Raw genomic sequence first — 15055 nt, forward strand, 5'->3', positions numbered from 1 at the left:
GCCAGGCCCAGTTCGCTAGCGCACGAGGAAGTCGAGCGCCTTGGGTACAAAGTCGGCGTTGTGTTGAAACACTCCGCCATGACCGGCATCGGGATAGATGACGAGGGTGCTGTTCGGCAGGCGCCGCGCCAGGTCGTGCGAATTGGGTGTCGGGACCATCCGGTCCTCGTCACCGTTGACGACGAGAACCGGTTGCTTGATCACGGAGAGGTCCACGGGCTTCTTTTGGCCCCATGCGCTCAATGCCTGCAACTGCGCTACATAAGCACCGACGGCGATCTCTTTGTCACGCCCCTGTGAACGCTCCTTCAAGCGCTCGAGGAACGCCTTGCCAGCCTCAATGCCATGGGGTGTGCGGGTGAAGAACAAGTACTGCTTCGGGTCTTGGCCCGTGAACGTTGCGCGGAGCAGGTCGTAGTTTGCGACGCCAGCGACCGTGCTGATACCTTCACCACCGGCGGGCCCCGTCCCGGCCAGAATCATCTTGCGAACGAGTTGTGGATCCTTAAGCACAATTTCCTGGGAAATCATTCCACCCATGGAAAAGCCAAAGAGGTCCACTTGTGTGAAGCCCATCCCTTTGATGAAGGTGATGGCATCGTCCGCCATTTGCTCCATCGAATTTGCGGGCGAGCCGGTGGACGCGCCGACGCCACGGTTGTCGAACACGACCACGTGGTGTTTTGCAGCCAGGCCATCCACGACCCGTGGGTCCCAGTTGTCCAGTACCGCGGCCAGGTGGTTCAGAAGCACCACCGGCGTCCCGCCATTGTGCTGTCCGAGTTCGCGGTAGGCGAAGTCCACGCCTCCAGCGGAGAGCGTTTTCGTTGGCACCTGGGCCCAGGTGATTCCCGCCGCTTGCGACGCTGCCGTTTGGCGGGTCTGGGCTGGGTCAGGCTGGCTGTCACCCGCTGTCGCCGCCTGTGAGGCGAGCGGTACGATCAATGCGACGGTCAGGGCGATTGCTTTTAATGGATTGCGCATTGGCGGATGTTCCAGGTTGAAGTCTGCTTGACAGGGGCGGCTGTGTTGGCAGCCACGCCATGTCGTTTTGAGCACGAGGTCTGCGCCCCTTGGGGGGCGGTAAGGGTCATTCGGGAATGGATCGTTGACGGAGGGATTGAATCGATCTCACGCGCTCTGTGGCAGGTAGCTGGGCCTGGCTGCCGTCATCCCCTGCTTGACCTGCTGGGTGAGTTCGTCGGCCAGTACCTCGTCGAGGCCCGATTCGAGTCCGTCCAGCGCGCGCTGAACGATTGCCTCCGGGCTGGATTTCGGCACATCGAACCCGCGCGTGAGGTCGGTATCAACGTAGGCCATGTGCAGGCCCAGCACCTGGGTCTTCTGCACCGCCAGTTCGTTGCGCAGTGCATTGGTGAGTGACCAGGCTGCAGACTTGCTGGCCGAGTAGGCAGCCAAGTCGCCACCGTTGACCCAGGAGGCAACGGACAAGACGTTGAGCAAGGCACCGCCGCCATTGGCCTTGAGGATAGGCGCGAAGGCCTTGCTCATGCGCAAGACGGCGAAGAAGTTGGTCTCGAAGATGCGCCGTGCGACATCTTCGCTATCGGCGTCAAGAAAACCTCCGGGCTGGGCAATACCTGCGTTGTTGATCACCAGCGTGACGTCCGATGCCAGCGCTGCGGCGGCGGCCACATCTTTCAAATTATTGACGTCGAGCCGCAGGGCTTGAACACCGGGCTGGGTCACGGTGGAGGGGTCACGCGCGGCCGCATAGACCTTGCGGGCGCCTCGGGCCAGCAGTTCACGTGCAAATGCCAGGCCGATGCCGCGATTGGCACCTGTAACGAGGACAACAGAATTCTCGATCTTCATAGCAAGCTCCAAAAATGAGGGAAATCAGACAGACTTGACCTTGACGACGACCTTGCCTTTGGCGCGGCCTGCTGCGACGTAGGCCAGGGCCTCGTTGGTTTGTGCGAACGGGAACACCTTGTCGACCACGGGGCGGATGACGCCCGCATCGATGAGCTGGCTAATCTGCCGCAGCTGGCTGCCGTTCGCCTTCATGAAGAGGAACGAGTAGTCCACGCCCCGGCTCTTGGCCCTGCGGCGTATGCCCGCGCTCAGCATGCGCATGACCAGCCGCACGAACCCGGGGGCGCTGATCTCTTGGCCGAATGCCGGGTCCGGTGGCCCGGAGATGGAGATGAGTTTGCCGCCGGCCTTGAGCACGCGCAGGGACTTTTCCAGCGTCTTGCCGTCCTGGCTGTTCAGCACCACGTCGTAGTCTTTCAAGACATCTTCGAAATCCTGTGTCTTGTAGTCCACGACCACGTCTGCGCCGAGGCTCTTCACCAGTGCGACATTGCCCGCGCTGGTTGTCGTGGCGACGGTGGCGCCCAGATGCTTCGCCAACTGGATGGCGAACGTGCCGACCCCGCCGGAGCCGGCCTGGATGAAGACCTTCTGCCCCTTCTTCAGCTGGGCCTTTTCGACCAGAGCCTGCCATACCGTCAATGCCACCAGGGGAATAGAGGCGGCTTCCTCCATGGTGAGGTTCTTGGGTTTGAGCGCCAGAGACGCTTCCTTGACCGGGACAAACTCGGCGAATGTGCCGATCCGGAAATCATCCGGCCGCGCATAGACCTCGTCGCCCGGCTTGAACTGTCGCACGCGCGGGCCGACCTTGACAACCACCCCGGCCACATCGTGGCCCAGGATCAGGGGCAGCTTATAGGGCAGGATGAGCTTGAACTCACCGTCGCGGATCTTCGAGTCGATCAGATTCACGCCGGCGGCATGTACCTGCACCAGGACCTCGTCGTCGCGCAGCGTTGGCTCGGGCATGTCTGCGGCCCGCAATGTGCGCTGTTTGCCGTATCTCTCAAGAATGAATGCTTTCATGGTTTTCCTTGTTGCTGGTGAATCCAGCGGGGTAAACGGTCCTGTCAGCCTGCGCTGCAAGGTGTGTTCTTTGTTCGGTGATGGGTGGTGAATTACCTGGTACGGGCGGCATGTAGAAGCGCTACAGCGAGTACGGTGTCGATGGCGATCGCCGCCAGGATGTCGGGCCGCGCATGGTTGTTGACAAGCTCCGCGGTGCCCAGCGCTGCAAGCAGCAGGCAGGTGACGAATGCACCCCTCAGCATGGCCGTGCGGGCTGGCGACGGCGCGGCATTACGTGCCAGCAAGAACATGACACCCAAGCCCGCATACAGAGCCGCCGACCTGCGTCCCACCAGATTTGCCTGGTTGGCAAGATCAACGCCCCAGCTAGATGGCAGCACGTCCGGCGCGAGTATCCAGGTCAGTGCCAGGGTGAGGAATATGGCTGCGGACACCATCGCTACGCCGCGAAAACTGGTTTTCATGCTGTGTATCCTTCAGCTCGTGATTTACGTATGATGATCGTCATATTTTTAGGCGTGCGAAAAGCCAGCGTGTTCCAGCGGCTTCAGGCAGGGAGCAGGTGTTTCAATGCGGCCGCGCACAGGTTGTCGGACAGCGCGGGTTCGTCCACCGCACGGGCCAACAGCAGGGTGCCAACCATGGTGGCGATGGTCACCAGCGCACGCTCGTGCGCAGCGGGCTGTCCCCAGTCGGGCGACTGGCGGGCGGCCAGATCGACCATGGCCTTGACGTGCCGGGTAGTCACCCGGCGGACTTCGGGGGCCTGGCGTGGCGTCTCCGAGCCCAGTGCGGCCAGCGGGCAGCCCAGCTCGATTTGCTGTAGGTGCTCTGGGGACAGATAGGCGTGCAGCATGGACGCCAAGGCCTGCTCGGGCGGCACATTGGAGACGACGTTGCTTGCTATAGCGGCGGATTCCGCACAGGCCCGATCTGCGGCTTCGGCCAGCATGGCTTCGCGCGAGGGGAAATGGGCGTAGAAGGCGCCATGGGTCAGGCCGGCCTCCTTCATGATGTCGGCGACACCTGTCCCGTCATAGCCGCTACGGCGAATGGCCCGCGCGGCGGCCGACACGATGCGCTCGTGAGAGGCTTCCTTGGCCGCTGACCTAACGTTGTGTTTCGAATTTCGCATGACGTTAATCATACAAGATTTAAAAAACACGTGGTGATGTATTTGGCAAATCCGATCGTTCGTATGGCGAAAGACCGACGGATCGGTGGGAGGCCGGGCGCGGATATTGCGCCACGGGCTATTTTCCCGGCATATGGCCTGCAGCAGAATCGACATACGCTATTCATTGCTTTGCACAACGGAGTTGCCCATGCCGCGCCTTCTTGCCGTTTCCATCCGCTCCCTATCCTTCGCCAGGTTTGCTTGCCGGCACAACCTGGTGCCTGTGGCCAGCCATGCCTGCGAGTTCGGTCACGACAGGAACCGCGGCATGGCTTTGGCGTGGGGGCTGTTGGCGGCACTGCTGCACGGCCCGGTGCAGGCCGACTCCGCCTGCTGGCCCGAGCGCGAGCTGCTGGGCCAGTGCGCCGAAGCGCTGGTCTGGGGCAGCTCCGAGGCTGGCCAGCAGCCGGTGCAGCTCTACACCGCCCAGGGTGCCCAGCTGGCGCGGCAAGGTTGCCAGGCCCTGGCCTATTTGCGCGGCGACTGCACTGGGGAATATGCGTTCTTGCCCCTGGCCTGGAGCACCCAGGTGGCGGGGTTGGCCCAAGCGTAACTGGCCAACGGCCAAGCTGTGTGGCTGAAGCCGCAGGCGCTGGGCCGGGTGCAGGCTCTGTTGCCCATGGGCCGCTCCGGTTTGGCGCAGCCTGCAGATGCGCGCATCGCCGTGGTACCCAGGTCCGCGGCCGCCACAGCGTCCATACCGGCGCCCGCCCGACAGGCACTGCAGGTCTTCATCGCCGCCCAACATTTGCCCGAGGTGCCCACGTTGGAGCAGGTGTTGCAGCAGCGTGCCGACGGGTCATTGCCACCGTTTTTTCGGCAACTCACCGTGCAGTCTTTGCGCCGCAATACCGAAGGCACCTGGGCACGGGTGCAGGAGCGGCTGGTGTATTCCCCTGACGCTGGCCTCACGCGCGTCCAAGGGCCGGTAATCCGCAGCGGCTACCTGCTGCACCGTGACGGCCAAGGCCTGGTGCGGGCTGTGGTGGAAGACGCCTGGTGCGATTAAGCGCCATGCAGTTTGGTCTTATCCCGCCAGCAGCGCGGCGAAGCGGTCCAGGTCCACGTTGCCGCCGCTGATGATGATGCCCACGCGCTGGCCCTGCAGCTGGGCCTTCAGTTTGCGTGCGGCGGCAAAGCCCAGGCAGCCGGTGGGTTCGACCACCAGCTTCATGCGCTCGGCGAAGAAGCGCATGCCGGCCACCAGCTCGGCATCGCTGACGGTGTGGATGTCGTCCACATCGCGGCGGATCAGCGGGAAGGTGTAGTTGCCCAGGTGCTGCGTCTGTGCGCCGTCGGCAATGGTTTTAGGCGTGTCTATGTGCACGATGCTGCCACTGCGAAACGACTGCTGGCCGTCGTTGCCGGCTTCGGGCTCCACGCCATAGACCTTGCATTGCGGCGCCAGTGCACGCGCCGTCAGGGCCGAGCCCGACAGCAGGCCGCCGCCGCCCAGGCAGACAAATAGCGCGTCCAGCGGGCCGGTCTCTTCGAACAACTCCAGCGCCGCCGTGCCTTGGCCGGCAATCACGTCTGGGTGGTCGTAGGGCGGTATCAGGGTCAGGCCGTGCTGCTCGGCAAGCTGGCGGCCGATCTGTTCGCGGTCTTCGGTGTAGCGGTCATACAGCACCACCTTGCCGCCGTAGCCCTTGGTGGCGGCGACCTTGGCGGCGGGTGCGTCCTGCGGCATCACGATGGTGGCCGGCATGCCCAGCAGCTGGGCGGACAAGGCAATCGCCTGTGCGTGGTTGCCGGACGAGAACGCCACCACGCCGGCGTGGCGCTGTTGCGCGTTGAACTTCGACAGCGCATTGAAGGCGCCACGGAACTTGAAGGCGCCCATGCGCTGCAGGTTCTCGCATTTGAAAAACAGCTGTGCGCCCAGCTCGGCATCGGCCGTGCGCGAGCGCAGCACGGGTGTGCGGTGGGCATGGCCGGCCAGGCGCTGGGCGGCGGCGGAGACATCGACAAAGGTAGGGAGGTTTTGCATGGTCTGTGAGGCAGGTGAAGGCTTACCAGGGCCAGTGGATGCGCGTGCCGGCCTGCGTGGCCGTGGCGCGCTGCTGCAGCATCTGGGCTACGGTCAGGTCCTGCAGGGCGATGCCGGTGGAATCGAAGACGGTGATGTCGCCGGGCTGGCGCGTGAATTGCGCCTGGCCGGTCAACAGGTCGCCAATCTCGGTGCAGGGCGTGGAGGGCGCCCACTGCAGTTCGCCCAGGGTGCTGGCCTGGGCCTGGTCGTCCACAAACAGACGTGCGCGCGGCAGTAGCCCATCTGGCAGCTCGCGCTTGCCACGGGTGTCGCTGCCTATGCAACTGAAGTGGGTGCCGGGCTGTACCGCTGCCAGGTCGAACAATGCGCCGCCGCCGGTGGTGGCGGTGATGACCACGTCGCTGGCGGCGACGGCCGCATTCACGTCGCGCGCGTGAACCAGGTCGCAGCGCGTGCGGTAGCGGGCTTCGAAGGCGGCATTCGGCTCGCCGTTCGAGGTGGCGTAGCGCACCTGCTGCAGCTGGGGCAGGAGCAGTAGCGCGTAGTCCAGCTGGATGCGGCCCTGTACGCCGGTGCCGAACAGGCACAGGTTCTCGCTGTCGGGCCGGGCCAGCAGCTGCAGACCCATGCCACCGGCGGCACCGGTGCGCAGGGTGGTTACGGCGTTGCCGTCTACCAGGCACAGCGGCCGGCCGGTGGCCGGGTCTATCAGCAGGATGGTGGCCTGGTGCTGCTCGCTGGCCAGCGCGCGGTTGCCGGGCCAGAAGCCGGCTGCCTTGAAGCCCAGCACGTTCTGCGTGGCAATGTCGCCGGACTTGATGCCGAACACGCCGCCGGTGTGCAGGCGCTCGCGCACCAGGGGGAACACGCGGCCCTCGCGTCGGCTGTGCAGCGCAAAGGCTTGGTGCACCGCGTCCAGCACCGGCGCCAGCTCCAGCAGGGCCTCGACCTGGTGGCTGTCCAGCAGCAGCAAATCGGTGTTTTTGGTGGCGGATATGGTGGCGGCCATGGTGGCTATGGCGGGCTTATTTGGCATAGCTGTACACGGTGGCACGCGACACGCCCAGGTGCAGTGCCACGGTTTCCATGGCGCGGCGGATGTCCATGTAGCCGGCGTCTTTCAGCTCGCGCAGCAGCGAGCGGCGCTCTTCGGCTTTCAGCGCGCGCGGCGTGGTGGACAGGCGGGCGGCGAACGCGTCGATACGGCTGCGGATGGCGTCGGCGCCGGCCGGGTCCAGCGACTCCTTGGGCGCCTTGGTGGCGTCCACGCTGCCGAACTGGCCCAGCACATGCTGCACGCTGCGGATCTGCGTCAGGTCCACATTCATGCACAGCGCGGCGATGTATTGGCCGCTGCTGTCCTTGATGCCGATGGAGGTGCTCTTGGCCTGGCGGCCATCGGCAAACTGGTTGGCGTAGTTGCTGATGACTTGCGGGTAGCCGGGGTCGGCAATGCGGGCCAGCCCGAGTTCGGTGGTCGGGTCGCCGACCTGGCGGCCGGACAGGTTGTTGTGGATCGCCAGGATGGAGTGGCTGGGCGTGCGCAGGTCGTGCAGCACCACCTCGCAAAACGGCGCAAAGGTGGCGGCCAGGCCCTGGGCCACCTGCTGCATCTGGGCCAGCAGGTGCTGCTGCTCGGGCGTGGATTTTGTCATCTGGATAGTTTATCCAGAACTAGACAATTTGCAAAGATGCTGGTTTGCGAAGCCATTTGGGCTACCAGCGCAGGTTTTATCTGCGCTGGCAGCTATCTAATGCATAGCATTTGTTCGAATGGGCGGTGCGGGCCTCACGGCCTGGCTTCGCCTTCTTCCAGCTTTTTCTTCTCTTTTTCCTTGGCGGCGCGGGCTTTTTCATCCACGCCGTGCTTTTGGCCCTCGGCGCGGCGGGCGGCTTCCTGGGCCGCTCTTTCCTGCTGCGCTTTCTGCATTTGCTGCTGTTGCATCTGCATCTGGTGTTGTTGTTCCATCTGCATTTGCATCTGATGCTTTTGTTGCTGCTCCATCTGCATCTGGCGCTGCTCTGCTTGCTGTTGCTGTTGCTGCTGCTGGGCGCGCGCCTTTTCCTGCGCGGCCTCGGCCTGCGGGGGCGGAGGAGGAGGCGGTGCCACGGGCTTCATGGCTTCTGCCGGTCTGGGCATTTCCATGGGGCGCCGCTCGGCTTCATTGGGTCGTGCCGCGCTGGCCGGGGGCTGGGCGGCTGGCATGGGCAGGAAGTGTTGCGGCGGCGTGGCTTCGACGTTCGGCAGGTTGGTGGCGGCACGGGCCGGCGCCGGCTGGCCGGGCGGGTGTTCTGCCGCGGCGGCTGGTGGTGGGGGTTTGGCGGCGGGTGGCGGCGCCGGCATGCGGACCACGGGGGCCTGGGCAGCGGCCAGGTGGGCCAGGGCCGGCACGTGGGATTCGAAGGCCTGGCCGTTGGCGGTAGCGCCGGGCGGGGCTACGATGGTTACGTTCGTGATGTTGGTGACATTGGTGATGCGCTGCGCGTTATTTACCGTGTTGTTGTTGACGGTGTTGGTGGTGTTGTTGCTGTTCACCTGGCTCTGGATGTGCATGCCCACATGCGTCACCGGCGGTGCGCCCACCACCACGGCCGGCGGCGTGCCTATGGGTGCCGGGATGATCAGGCCCAGGCGCGAGCCGGGGGGCGCGGGCACGAACACGCCGGACGGCCCCTGCGGCCGCGGCCCGCCGATGTTGATGGCCACATTCAGGCTCAGCGTGGGCGGCGGCGGTACAAACACCGCGCCGGGCGGCGCCCAGTGGCCGGTAATGAAGACCACTACGCCGTCGCGGTTCTCGTAATAGGGGTGGACCCAGTGGTATTCGGGCTGCGGCGGCGGTGCCCAGCGCCCGGTGGCCCAGACCCAGCGGTCCTGCCAGGCCCAGTAGCCGCCGATCCAGACCGCGCCGGCAAACGGCATGGGCGGTGGCGGCTCGACCAGCATCGGCGGCGGTGCCGAGGCAATCACCACGGGCGCAGGCTGGTACAGGGGCGGCTCCACATAGACGCTGACCACCGGCGCGGCAGGAGCGGGGGCTGGCGCATAGGCCACGGGCGGCGGTGGGGGGCTGACGTAGACCCGTTGGGGCGGGGCTTGCACCACGCAGCCGGCCACCGCGAGGGTGGCCAGGGCGAGTACGGTGGGGCGGAGCAGGTGGGGTCGTTGCATCGGTGGTGGTCAGAAGTGGACTTGCTCTTCCAACGTGCCGCAGCGCCGGCGCGCCGACCGCTTTGCGCCCTGTTCACCAGGACTTTACCTCTGTGAGTTTGTGTGAGAACGTATAAGAAACAGGCCTCTGGCGCAGGATTTACCTGCGCAAGCAGCTATCAAAATTAGAGCTAATTCACGTGCCCGCTGTACGCCACCAGTGGGTGGACGGCGCGGGTGCCTGCAGGTCTAGCCGCTCGCCCATGCGCGGGGCGACTACGGGCACCTGGGCGGTGGCGGCCAGGGCTGTGATGCGCTCGAAGGGCTCGGTCCAGACATGCAGCGCCAGGTCGAAAGTGCCGTTGTGGATGGGCATCAGGTGCCGGCCTTGCACGTCGATGTGGGCCTGCAGGCTTTCCTCGGGCTGCATGTGCACGTCGGGCCATTCTTCGTTGTAGGCGCCGGTTTCGACCATGGTCAGGTCAAACGGGCCAAAGCGCTCGCCGATCTTCTTGAAGCCGTCAAAGTAGCCGGTGTCGCCGCTGAAGAACACGCGGGTATCGGCCGTCATCAGCACCCACGATGCCCACAGCGTGCTGCTGCCGTCCGACAGGCTACGGCCCGAGTAATGCTGGGCCGGCGTGGCCACCAGGCGCATGCCGCCCAGCGTCGTGCCCTGCCACCAGTCGAGCTGCTGCACCTTGGCTGCCGGCACGCCCCAGGCGATCAGCCGGTCGCCCACACCCAGCGGCGTGATGAAGTGCGCCACCTTGGGCGCCAGTTGCAGGATGGCCGTGCGGTCCAGGTGGTCGTAGTGGTCGTGCGACAGGATCACGCCGGTGATCGGCGGCAGGTCGGCAATGCCCATGGGCGGCGCGTGGAAGCGCTTGGGGCCGATGAACTGCAGCGGCGACGCACGCTCGGCAAACACCGGGTCGGTCAGCCAGAACTTGCCGTCCATTTTCAGCAGCATGGTCGAGTGCCCGAAGCGCCACAGGCTTTTGTCCGGCGCGGCCAGCAGCTCGGCCTGGGTCAGTGCTTGCACCGGCAGCGGCTGGGCCGGGGAGGCCAGCGCCGGCTTGTCCACAATGAAGCGCCACAGCAGGGTTAGCGTCTTCCAGGTGCTGATGGCGTGGCGTGGCACCGGGTTGCGGAATTTACCGTCGCTGAATTGCGGCGATGCGGTGTAGGTGGCGGTAGGCAGGGCGGGGGAGCAGAGGGTGTAGGCCATGGTGGTCAAGCAGATAAGGGCAATTTACGGGAGTGAAGTAAAAAGTACACTGTACAGTGTAGTGCAATTGGCAAAAAAGTACACTACGCGGTGTAAAATTTAGCCATGCTGTCTGAACCGTCTTTACCCACCCTGCTCACGCACCGCAAGCGCGAGGCCATCCTGCAGGCCGCCATCAGCGAATTCCGCGCCCATGGCTTTGCCGGCACCAGCATGGACCGCGTGGCTGCGGTGGCCGAGGTGTCCAAGCGCACGGTCTACAACCATTTCCCCAGCAAGGACGAGCTGTTCGCCGCCATCCTTACGCAGCTGTGGCAGCGTGCCCAGGGCCTGTCGGCCGTGGCCTATGAGCCGCAGCAGCCCCTGCGCACGCAGTTGATGGGCTGCCTGGAGCAGAAGATGCGGCTGCTCAACGACAGCAGTTTTCTGGACCTGTCGCGCGTCGCCATCGCGGAAATGATGCAGTCGCCCCAGCGCGCCCAGGCCATGGTGGCCCGCCTGGCCGAGAAGGAAGAAGGCCTGGTCACCTGGATACGCGCCGCCCAGCTCGACCAGCGGCTGCGCGCCGGCGTAGACCCGCAGTACGCGGCCGACCAGCTGCAAGGCATGGTCAAGTCCTTCGCCTTCTGGCCGCAACTGGCCTTGGGCCAACCGCCGCTGGAGGCTGCGCAGCAGCAGCGCGTGCTGGCGGATTGCGTGGATATGTTTTTGGGGTTCTACGCGGCCCGGGCGTAGGCTGCGTTTTCTCGGATGAATTAAGGAATCAAGGGCCCTCTAAAGCCCGCGCGTCAGGCGTATTCACACAGCTTTGGCCTGAAGCGGCCGGTCGCGAGGGAGTTGCCGCTTCTCGTAAATGTCAATCAAAGAATACATGCGCTGTAACTCGTCATGGGCGCCTGGACGCCCTTCGAGTAAATCTACCTCGTGGCGTATGCGATAGAACTCGGCCTCAGTCCGAATTTTTCCGCGCTCAAGCACCTTTTGCAGGCGCTGCTGTTCGGTGGTTAAGAACTCGGGATAGGCCAGCAATGTTGCGTCGTGCCATGCTGTGGCAACCGTGGCCTGCCATTCTTGCGCAACACGTTGAATTGACTGCGGCGTTTCGCGCCATCCTTGTTCTAGGCCTGCCGCGACCTGTGACGGGGTCGGTTTCGGGGTCCCCTCACGCGACCCTGAAACGAACTCTCGCACACCCACGCACATACGAGACAGCGCCTTCGACTCGTCATCTGGAATAGTAGCGATTGCTTGGCCAAATTTCTCGTATGCGTTGCACAGCTTTTCGATTTTCGACATGATTTCGGTGTCCGTTTATCGCCTACCAGGTGCGCACGGATTCAGTGAACTGCATGGAACGACCTTTGGATGGACAAGGGGCCGAGGTTAGTGGGCTTCGGTGGCCGGCTGGTCCGCTCCATCCCCCATTTGCGGTAAATCCTAGGCCGCCTCAGCCACCCGGTCCAGCCCCTGCAGCAGATCGGCGCGCAGCACCTCGGCAAAGCGGCGCAGCTTGGCCGGGTAGAACTGGGCATACGGGTATAGCAGGTACATGGGCAGCGGGGCGGCATGCCATTCGGGCAGCAGGTGCAGCAGCCGGCCGGCGCGTACGTCGTCGGCCACCGCCCAGGCCGAGGCCACGCAGACGCCCAGGCCCATCAGCGCCGCGTTGCGCATGGCAAACAAACTATCTGTACTGATGCGCGGCTGCAGTGGCAGGCGCAGCTGCTCGCCGCCGCTGTGCTGCAGCGTGATGTCGTTGCGGTAGAAGGTGCGCAGGGCCAGCCAGGGCAGGGCGGCCAGCTGGGACGCGTGGCGAGGCAGTGGGCCATCGCCCAGCAGCGCGGGTGCGGCCACCACGATGCGCGGGATCTCGGCCATCTTCACCGCCACCACAGCCGGGTCTTCCACCGTGCCGACGTGGATCGCGCAGTCGATGCCGTCGGAGATGAAGTTGGGTGTGCCGTCGTGCAGCAGCCACTCCACCGCCACGCGCGGGTACTGGCGCAGGTACTGGGCCAGCGGCGCGATCAGCTGCTGTTGGCCAAACGCATGCGGCGCCATCACGCGCAGCGTGCCCTCGGGCAGGTCGTGGCTGCCGCGCAGGTCGGACTCGAAGGCCTCCCAGCGGCCCAGCAGTTCTTTGGCGCGGTCAAAGCAGCGTGCGCCGTCTTCGGTCAGTTGCATGGCGTGGGTGGAGCGCTGCAGCAGCTTGATGCCCAGTGAACGCTCCAGCGTCTGCAGCCGGCGGCTCACCGTGGGCTGGGTGGCTCCCATTTGCGCGGCGGCGGCAGACAGGCTGCCGGCCTCCACGATGCGCACAAAGGTTTGCATGAGCTCAATGCGGTCAGGAGCAGTCTTCATACGGCACTTCTGTAAATCCATTTTTCAGGCGAATTGCGTCGTTGCGCGGTTCTCGCCATCCTCATGCACGGAAGTGCATTCCGGTGGCTGCGATCCGGGCGCCTAGCACTTCATCCTGAAATTCTGAATTTTCAGAAGTGCCTATACGCCAAGCGTATAACAATTCTGCCCAGCACGGGCGTTCCCAGGCACGGTGCATTCCTGGACACTTGCGGCATCCGAAAAACAAGGGTTTTCACCATGTCCTCTACCGTTTTAACGCATAACCAACCGGCTGCCATGCCCGGCGCGCTGGTGCTGCTGTTGGCCGCCGGTGCCGGCCTGGCCGCCGCCGCGCTGTACTACAGCCAGCCCATGCTGGGCGTGCTGGCCGGCGAGTTCAACGCCAGCCCCGGTGCCATCGGCCTGGTGCCCACGTTGACCCAACTGGGCTATGCCCTGGGCCTGCTGCTGCTGGCGCCGCTGGGCGACCGCTTCGACCGCCGCCGCATCATCTTGGGCAAGGCGGCGGTACTGACCCTGGCCCTGCTGCTGGCCGCCGCCGCGCCCAACATCCAGGTGCTGCTGGTCGCCAGCCTGGTGATCGGCCTGTCGGCCACCCTGGCGCAGGACATCGTGCCCGCCGCCGCCACGCTGGCACCCGAGGCGCACCGGGGCAAAACCGTGGGCACGGTGATGACCGGGCTGCTGATGGGCATTTTGCTGTCGCGCGTGGTGTCCGGCTTTGTGGCCGAGCATGCGGGCTGGCGTGGCATGTTCGTGGTGGCGGCCACCAGCGTTGCGCTGCTGGGCGTGGCGGTGTGGCGCAGGTTGCCGCGCTTCAAGGCGACCACGCAGATGTCTTACCTGTCGCTGATGGCCAGCCTGTTCACCTTGTTGAAGCGTTACACACCGCTGCGCCGGGCCGCTCTGGCCCAGGGCCTGTTGAGTGTGGCCTTCAGCGCCTTCTGGTCCACGCTGGCGGTGATGCTGCATGCCGCGCCCTTCCATCTGGGCAGCGCTGCCGCCGGTGCTTTCGGTTTGGCTGGTGCCGCCGGTGCCGTGGCCGCACCCTTGGCCGGCCGGGTAGCCGATCGCAAGGGCCCCGAGGTGGTGACGCGTTTGGGTGCGGCCCTGGTGGTGGCGTCCTTCCTGGCCATGGCCGTTGGCGAAATCGGTGGCAATGGCCCGCTGTGGCTGATTGCCGTGGGGGCGGTGGTGTTCGACCTGGGCGTGCAAGCTAGCCTGATTGCCCACCAGACCATCGTCTACAGCCTGGAGCCCGCCGCCCGCAGCCGCCTGAATGCGGTGCTGATGAGCAGCATGTTCATCGGCATGGCCAGCGGCGCCTGGCTGGGCAGCCTGGCCCTGGGCCAGTACGGCTGGCAGGGTGTGTGCGGTTTGGCGGCCATGGCGGCTAGCGCGGCGTTGGTGGTCCGCCTGTGGCCAGGCATGAAAAAGGCGGTTTGAGCAGATATATTCTGCGCTGACAGCTCTTTATTTAATAGCAAAATGGCCCGTCTCTCGGGCCCATCATCTGGCAAATGTTACAGTGCTACTGATAGATCGGTCATTAGCAGGCCGCATCTGACCAGGAACCAGAACGGATGACCCAGAGACAAGCCCCCGATCTGCCGCCCACCGCCGCGGCAGACCTGCCCACCAAGGCCAAGCGTGTACGCCTGATGCCCGAGGTGCGCCGCCAGCAGATACTGGATGCGGCGTTGATCGAGTTCGGTGCGCTGGGCTTCACGGCGGCCAGCATTTCCAAGATTGCTGCACGCGCCGGCACGTCCAAGGCCAATCTGTACGTGCACTTTGCCAATAAGGACGAAATCTTCGAATCCCTGCTCAAGGTCCTGCTGGTGCCCACCAACAGTATCTGGAAGCCCATGCAGCCGGGCCAGGACATGCAGGCCTTGATAGACACCTATGTGGACGAGTTGTTCAGCGGGCTGACGCCGCAGTCCATGGCCATCATGCGCCTGCTGATTGCCGAGAGCCACCGCATTCCGGCCCTGGCCAACCGCTGGTACGAGCAGACTATCGTTCCTACCAAGGTCGAGCAGCAGCAGCATATTGACGCGTATGTGGCCGCAGGCCAGCTGCGCAAGACGCCGCTGAGCGACTACTTCGGCTTCGCCATGGCGCCGGTGCTGTATGCCGCCATCATGCAGATGGTGTTCGGCGGGCAGATTGCCGAGAGCGAGTCGCACAAGGCCAAGGAAACCCTGCGCAAGCTGCTGCACATGATGCTGCCGCCGGTGGCCGCCAGCTAGTCCTGCATGGGCC

General features: G+C 64.7%; 17 protein-coding genes. 5 read left to right on the forward strand and 12 right to left on the reverse strand.

Annotated features, from left to right (window positions below; all coding sequences use genetic code 11):
- Nucleotides 1-15: 15 nt before the first annotated feature.
- The 5 genes from AC07R0_RS15620 to AC07R0_RS15640 all read right to left on the reverse strand — a co-directional run bounded on the left by AC07R0_RS15620 (nt 16) and on the right by AC07R0_RS15640 (nt 4018).
- Nucleotides 16-984, reverse strand: coding sequence for an alpha/beta fold hydrolase (locus tag AC07R0_RS15620; RefSeq protein WP_495099751.1), 969 nt, complete (start codon nt 982-984; stop codon nt 16-18).
- 147 nt (nt 985-1131) lie between these two features.
- The gene (locus AC07R0_RS15625; protein ID WP_495105530.1) at nt 1132-1836 is read right to left on the reverse strand and encodes an SDR family oxidoreductase; all 705 of its coding nucleotides are present in this window, start codon (nt 1834-1836) and stop codon (nt 1132-1134) included.
- A gap of 24 nt (nt 1837-1860) precedes the next feature.
- The gene (locus AC07R0_RS15630; protein WP_495105531.1) at nt 1861-2868 is read right to left on the reverse strand and encodes an NADP-dependent oxidoreductase; all 1008 of its coding nucleotides are present in this window, start codon (nt 2866-2868) and stop codon (nt 1861-1863) included.
- A gap of 92 nt (nt 2869-2960) precedes the next feature.
- On the reverse strand, nt 2961-3335 hold the full coding sequence (locus tag AC07R0_RS15635) for a hypothetical protein (protein WP_495105532.1): 375 nt from the start codon (nt 3333-3335) through the stop codon (nt 2961-2963).
- Nucleotides 3336-3418: 83 nt separating this feature from the next.
- Nucleotides 3419-4018, reverse strand: coding sequence for a TetR/AcrR family transcriptional regulator (locus AC07R0_RS15640; RefSeq protein ID WP_495105533.1), 600 nt, complete (start codon nt 4016-4018; stop codon nt 3419-3421).
- 178 nt (nt 4019-4196) lie between these two features.
- Here AC07R0_RS15640 and AC07R0_RS15645 point away from each other — a divergent pair, with 178 nt between their 5' ends.
- Both AC07R0_RS15645 and AC07R0_RS15650 read left to right on the forward strand, forming a co-directional pair.
- Nucleotides 4197-4601: a hypothetical protein gene (locus AC07R0_RS15645; RefSeq protein WP_495105534.1), complete on the forward strand. Its 405-nt coding sequence runs from the start codon at nt 4197-4199 to the stop codon at nt 4599-4601.
- Nucleotides 4602-4619: 18 nt separating this feature from the next.
- The gene (locus tag AC07R0_RS15650) at nt 4620-5057 is read left to right on the forward strand and encodes a hypothetical protein (protein WP_495105535.1); all 438 of its coding nucleotides are present in this window, start codon (nt 4620-4622) and stop codon (nt 5055-5057) included.
- An 18-nt stretch (nt 5058-5075) separates the two neighbouring features.
- Here AC07R0_RS15650 and AC07R0_RS15655 read toward each other — a convergent pair whose 3' ends face one another.
- The 5 genes from AC07R0_RS15655 to AC07R0_RS15675 form a co-directional block, all read right to left on the reverse strand.
- Nucleotides 5076-6038: a threo-3-hydroxy-L-aspartate ammonia-lyase gene (locus AC07R0_RS15655; RefSeq protein ID WP_495105536.1), complete on the reverse strand. Its 963-nt coding sequence runs from the start codon at nt 6036-6038 to the stop codon at nt 5076-5078.
- 22 nt (nt 6039-6060) lie between these two features.
- Nucleotides 6061-7050, reverse strand: a complete 990-nt coding sequence (locus tag AC07R0_RS15660; RefSeq protein WP_495105602.1) for an ornithine cyclodeaminase family protein — start codon at nt 7048-7050, stop codon at nt 6061-6063.
- Between the two features lie 16 nt (nt 7051-7066).
- Nucleotides 7067-7696 (reverse strand): helix-turn-helix transcriptional regulator, encoded by a 630-nt coding sequence (locus AC07R0_RS15665; protein ID WP_495099758.1) that lies wholly within the window; start codon nt 7694-7696, stop codon nt 7067-7069.
- Between the two features lie 134 nt (nt 7697-7830).
- A complete protein-coding gene (locus AC07R0_RS15670) occupies nt 7831-9213 on the reverse strand; it encodes a hypothetical protein (protein WP_495105537.1) in 1383 nt (460 codons plus the stop codon).
- 175 nt (nt 9214-9388) lie between these two features.
- A complete protein-coding gene (locus AC07R0_RS15675; protein WP_495105538.1) occupies nt 9389-10423 on the reverse strand; it encodes an MBL fold metallo-hydrolase in 1035 nt (344 codons plus the stop codon).
- A 105-nt stretch (nt 10424-10528) separates the two neighbouring features.
- Between AC07R0_RS15675 and AC07R0_RS15680 the strand changes: the two genes are divergently transcribed.
- Nucleotides 10529-11158 (forward strand): TetR/AcrR family transcriptional regulator, encoded by a 630-nt coding sequence (locus tag AC07R0_RS15680; protein WP_495105539.1) that lies wholly within the window; start codon nt 10529-10531, stop codon nt 11156-11158.
- 63 nt (nt 11159-11221) lie between these two features.
- On the opposite strand, the gene AC07R0_RS15685 is transcribed toward AC07R0_RS15680, so the two are convergent.
- Together AC07R0_RS15685 and AC07R0_RS15690 are read right to left on the reverse strand one after the other, a co-directional pair.
- Nucleotides 11222-11719 (reverse strand): hypothetical protein, encoded by a 498-nt coding sequence (locus AC07R0_RS15685; protein ID WP_495105540.1) that lies wholly within the window; start codon nt 11717-11719, stop codon nt 11222-11224.
- Between the two features lie 141 nt (nt 11720-11860).
- Nucleotides 11861-12784, reverse strand: a complete 924-nt coding sequence (locus tag AC07R0_RS15690) for a LysR family transcriptional regulator (RefSeq protein WP_495105541.1) — start codon at nt 12782-12784, stop codon at nt 11861-11863.
- A gap of 240 nt (nt 12785-13024) precedes the next feature.
- On the opposite strand from AC07R0_RS15690, the gene AC07R0_RS15695 reads away from it, so the two are divergent.
- Both AC07R0_RS15695 and AC07R0_RS15700 read left to right on the forward strand, forming a co-directional pair.
- Complete coding sequence (locus AC07R0_RS15695; RefSeq protein ID WP_495105542.1) at nt 13025-14233, forward strand: MFS transporter; 1209 nt, start codon at nt 13025-13027, stop codon at nt 14231-14233.
- Nucleotides 14234-14370: 137 nt separating this feature from the next.
- A complete protein-coding gene (locus AC07R0_RS15700) occupies nt 14371-15042 on the forward strand; it encodes a TetR/AcrR family transcriptional regulator (RefSeq protein ID WP_495105543.1) in 672 nt (223 codons plus the stop codon).
- The last annotated feature ends 13 nt before the right edge of the window (nt 15043-15055 follow it).

This window comes from Rhodoferax sp. GW821-FHT07F03, from assembly GCF_059418745.1.

What these genes read in the sequence shown, in the direction of transcription:
- AC07R0_RS15660 (WP_495105602.1), bottom strand. Translation starts at nt 7,050, where the DNA reads ATGGCCGCCACCATATCCGCCACCAAAAACACCGATTTGCTGCTGCTG.
- AC07R0_RS15670 (WP_495105537.1), bottom strand. Translation starts at nt 9,213, where the DNA reads ATGCAACGACCCCACCTGCTCCGCCCCACCGTACTCGCCCTGGCCACC.
- AC07R0_RS15675 (WP_495105538.1), bottom strand. Translation starts at nt 10,423, where the DNA reads ATGGCCTACACCCTCTGCTCCCCCGCCCTGCCTACCGCCACCTACACC.
- AC07R0_RS15695 (WP_495105542.1), top strand. Translation starts at nt 13,025, where the DNA reads ATGTCCTCTACCGTTTTAACGCATAACCAACCGGCTGCCATGCCCGGC.
- AC07R0_RS15620 (WP_495099751.1), bottom strand. Translation starts at nt 984, where the DNA reads ATGCGCAATCCATTAAAAGCAATCGCCCTGACCGTCGCATTGATCGTA.
- AC07R0_RS15645 (WP_495105534.1), top strand. Translation starts at nt 4,197, where the DNA reads ATGCCGCGCCTTCTTGCCGTTTCCATCCGCTCCCTATCCTTCGCCAGG.
- AC07R0_RS15625 (WP_495105530.1), bottom strand. Translation starts at nt 1,836, where the DNA reads ATGAAGATCGAGAATTCTGTTGTCCTCGTTACAGGTGCCAATCGCGGC.
- AC07R0_RS15700 (WP_495105543.1), top strand. Translation starts at nt 14,371, where the DNA reads ATGACCCAGAGACAAGCCCCCGATCTGCCGCCCACCGCCGCGGCAGAC.
- AC07R0_RS15655 (WP_495105536.1), bottom strand. Translation starts at nt 6,038, where the DNA reads ATGCAAAACCTCCCTACCTTTGTCGATGTCTCCGCCGCCGCCCAGCGC.
- AC07R0_RS15630 (WP_495105531.1), bottom strand. Translation starts at nt 2,868, where the DNA reads ATGAAAGCATTCATTCTTGAGAGATACGGCAAACAGCGCACATTGCGG.
- AC07R0_RS15635 (WP_495105532.1), bottom strand. Translation starts at nt 3,335, where the DNA reads ATGAAAACCAGTTTTCGCGGCGTAGCGATGGTGTCCGCAGCCATATTC.
- AC07R0_RS15680 (WP_495105539.1), top strand. Translation starts at nt 10,529, where the DNA reads ATGCTGTCTGAACCGTCTTTACCCACCCTGCTCACGCACCGCAAGCGC.
- AC07R0_RS15665 (WP_495099758.1), bottom strand. Translation starts at nt 7,696, where the DNA reads ATGACAAAATCCACGCCCGAGCAGCAGCACCTGCTGGCCCAGATGCAG.
- AC07R0_RS15690 (WP_495105541.1), bottom strand. Translation starts at nt 12,784, where the DNA reads ATGAAGACTGCTCCTGACCGCATTGAGCTCATGCAAACCTTTGTGCGC.
- AC07R0_RS15685 (WP_495105540.1), bottom strand. Translation starts at nt 11,719, where the DNA reads ATGTCGAAAATCGAAAAGCTGTGCAACGCATACGAGAAATTTGGCCAA.
- AC07R0_RS15640 (WP_495105533.1), bottom strand. Translation starts at nt 4,018, where the DNA reads ATGATTAACGTCATGCGAAATTCGAAACACAACGTTAGGTCAGCGGCC.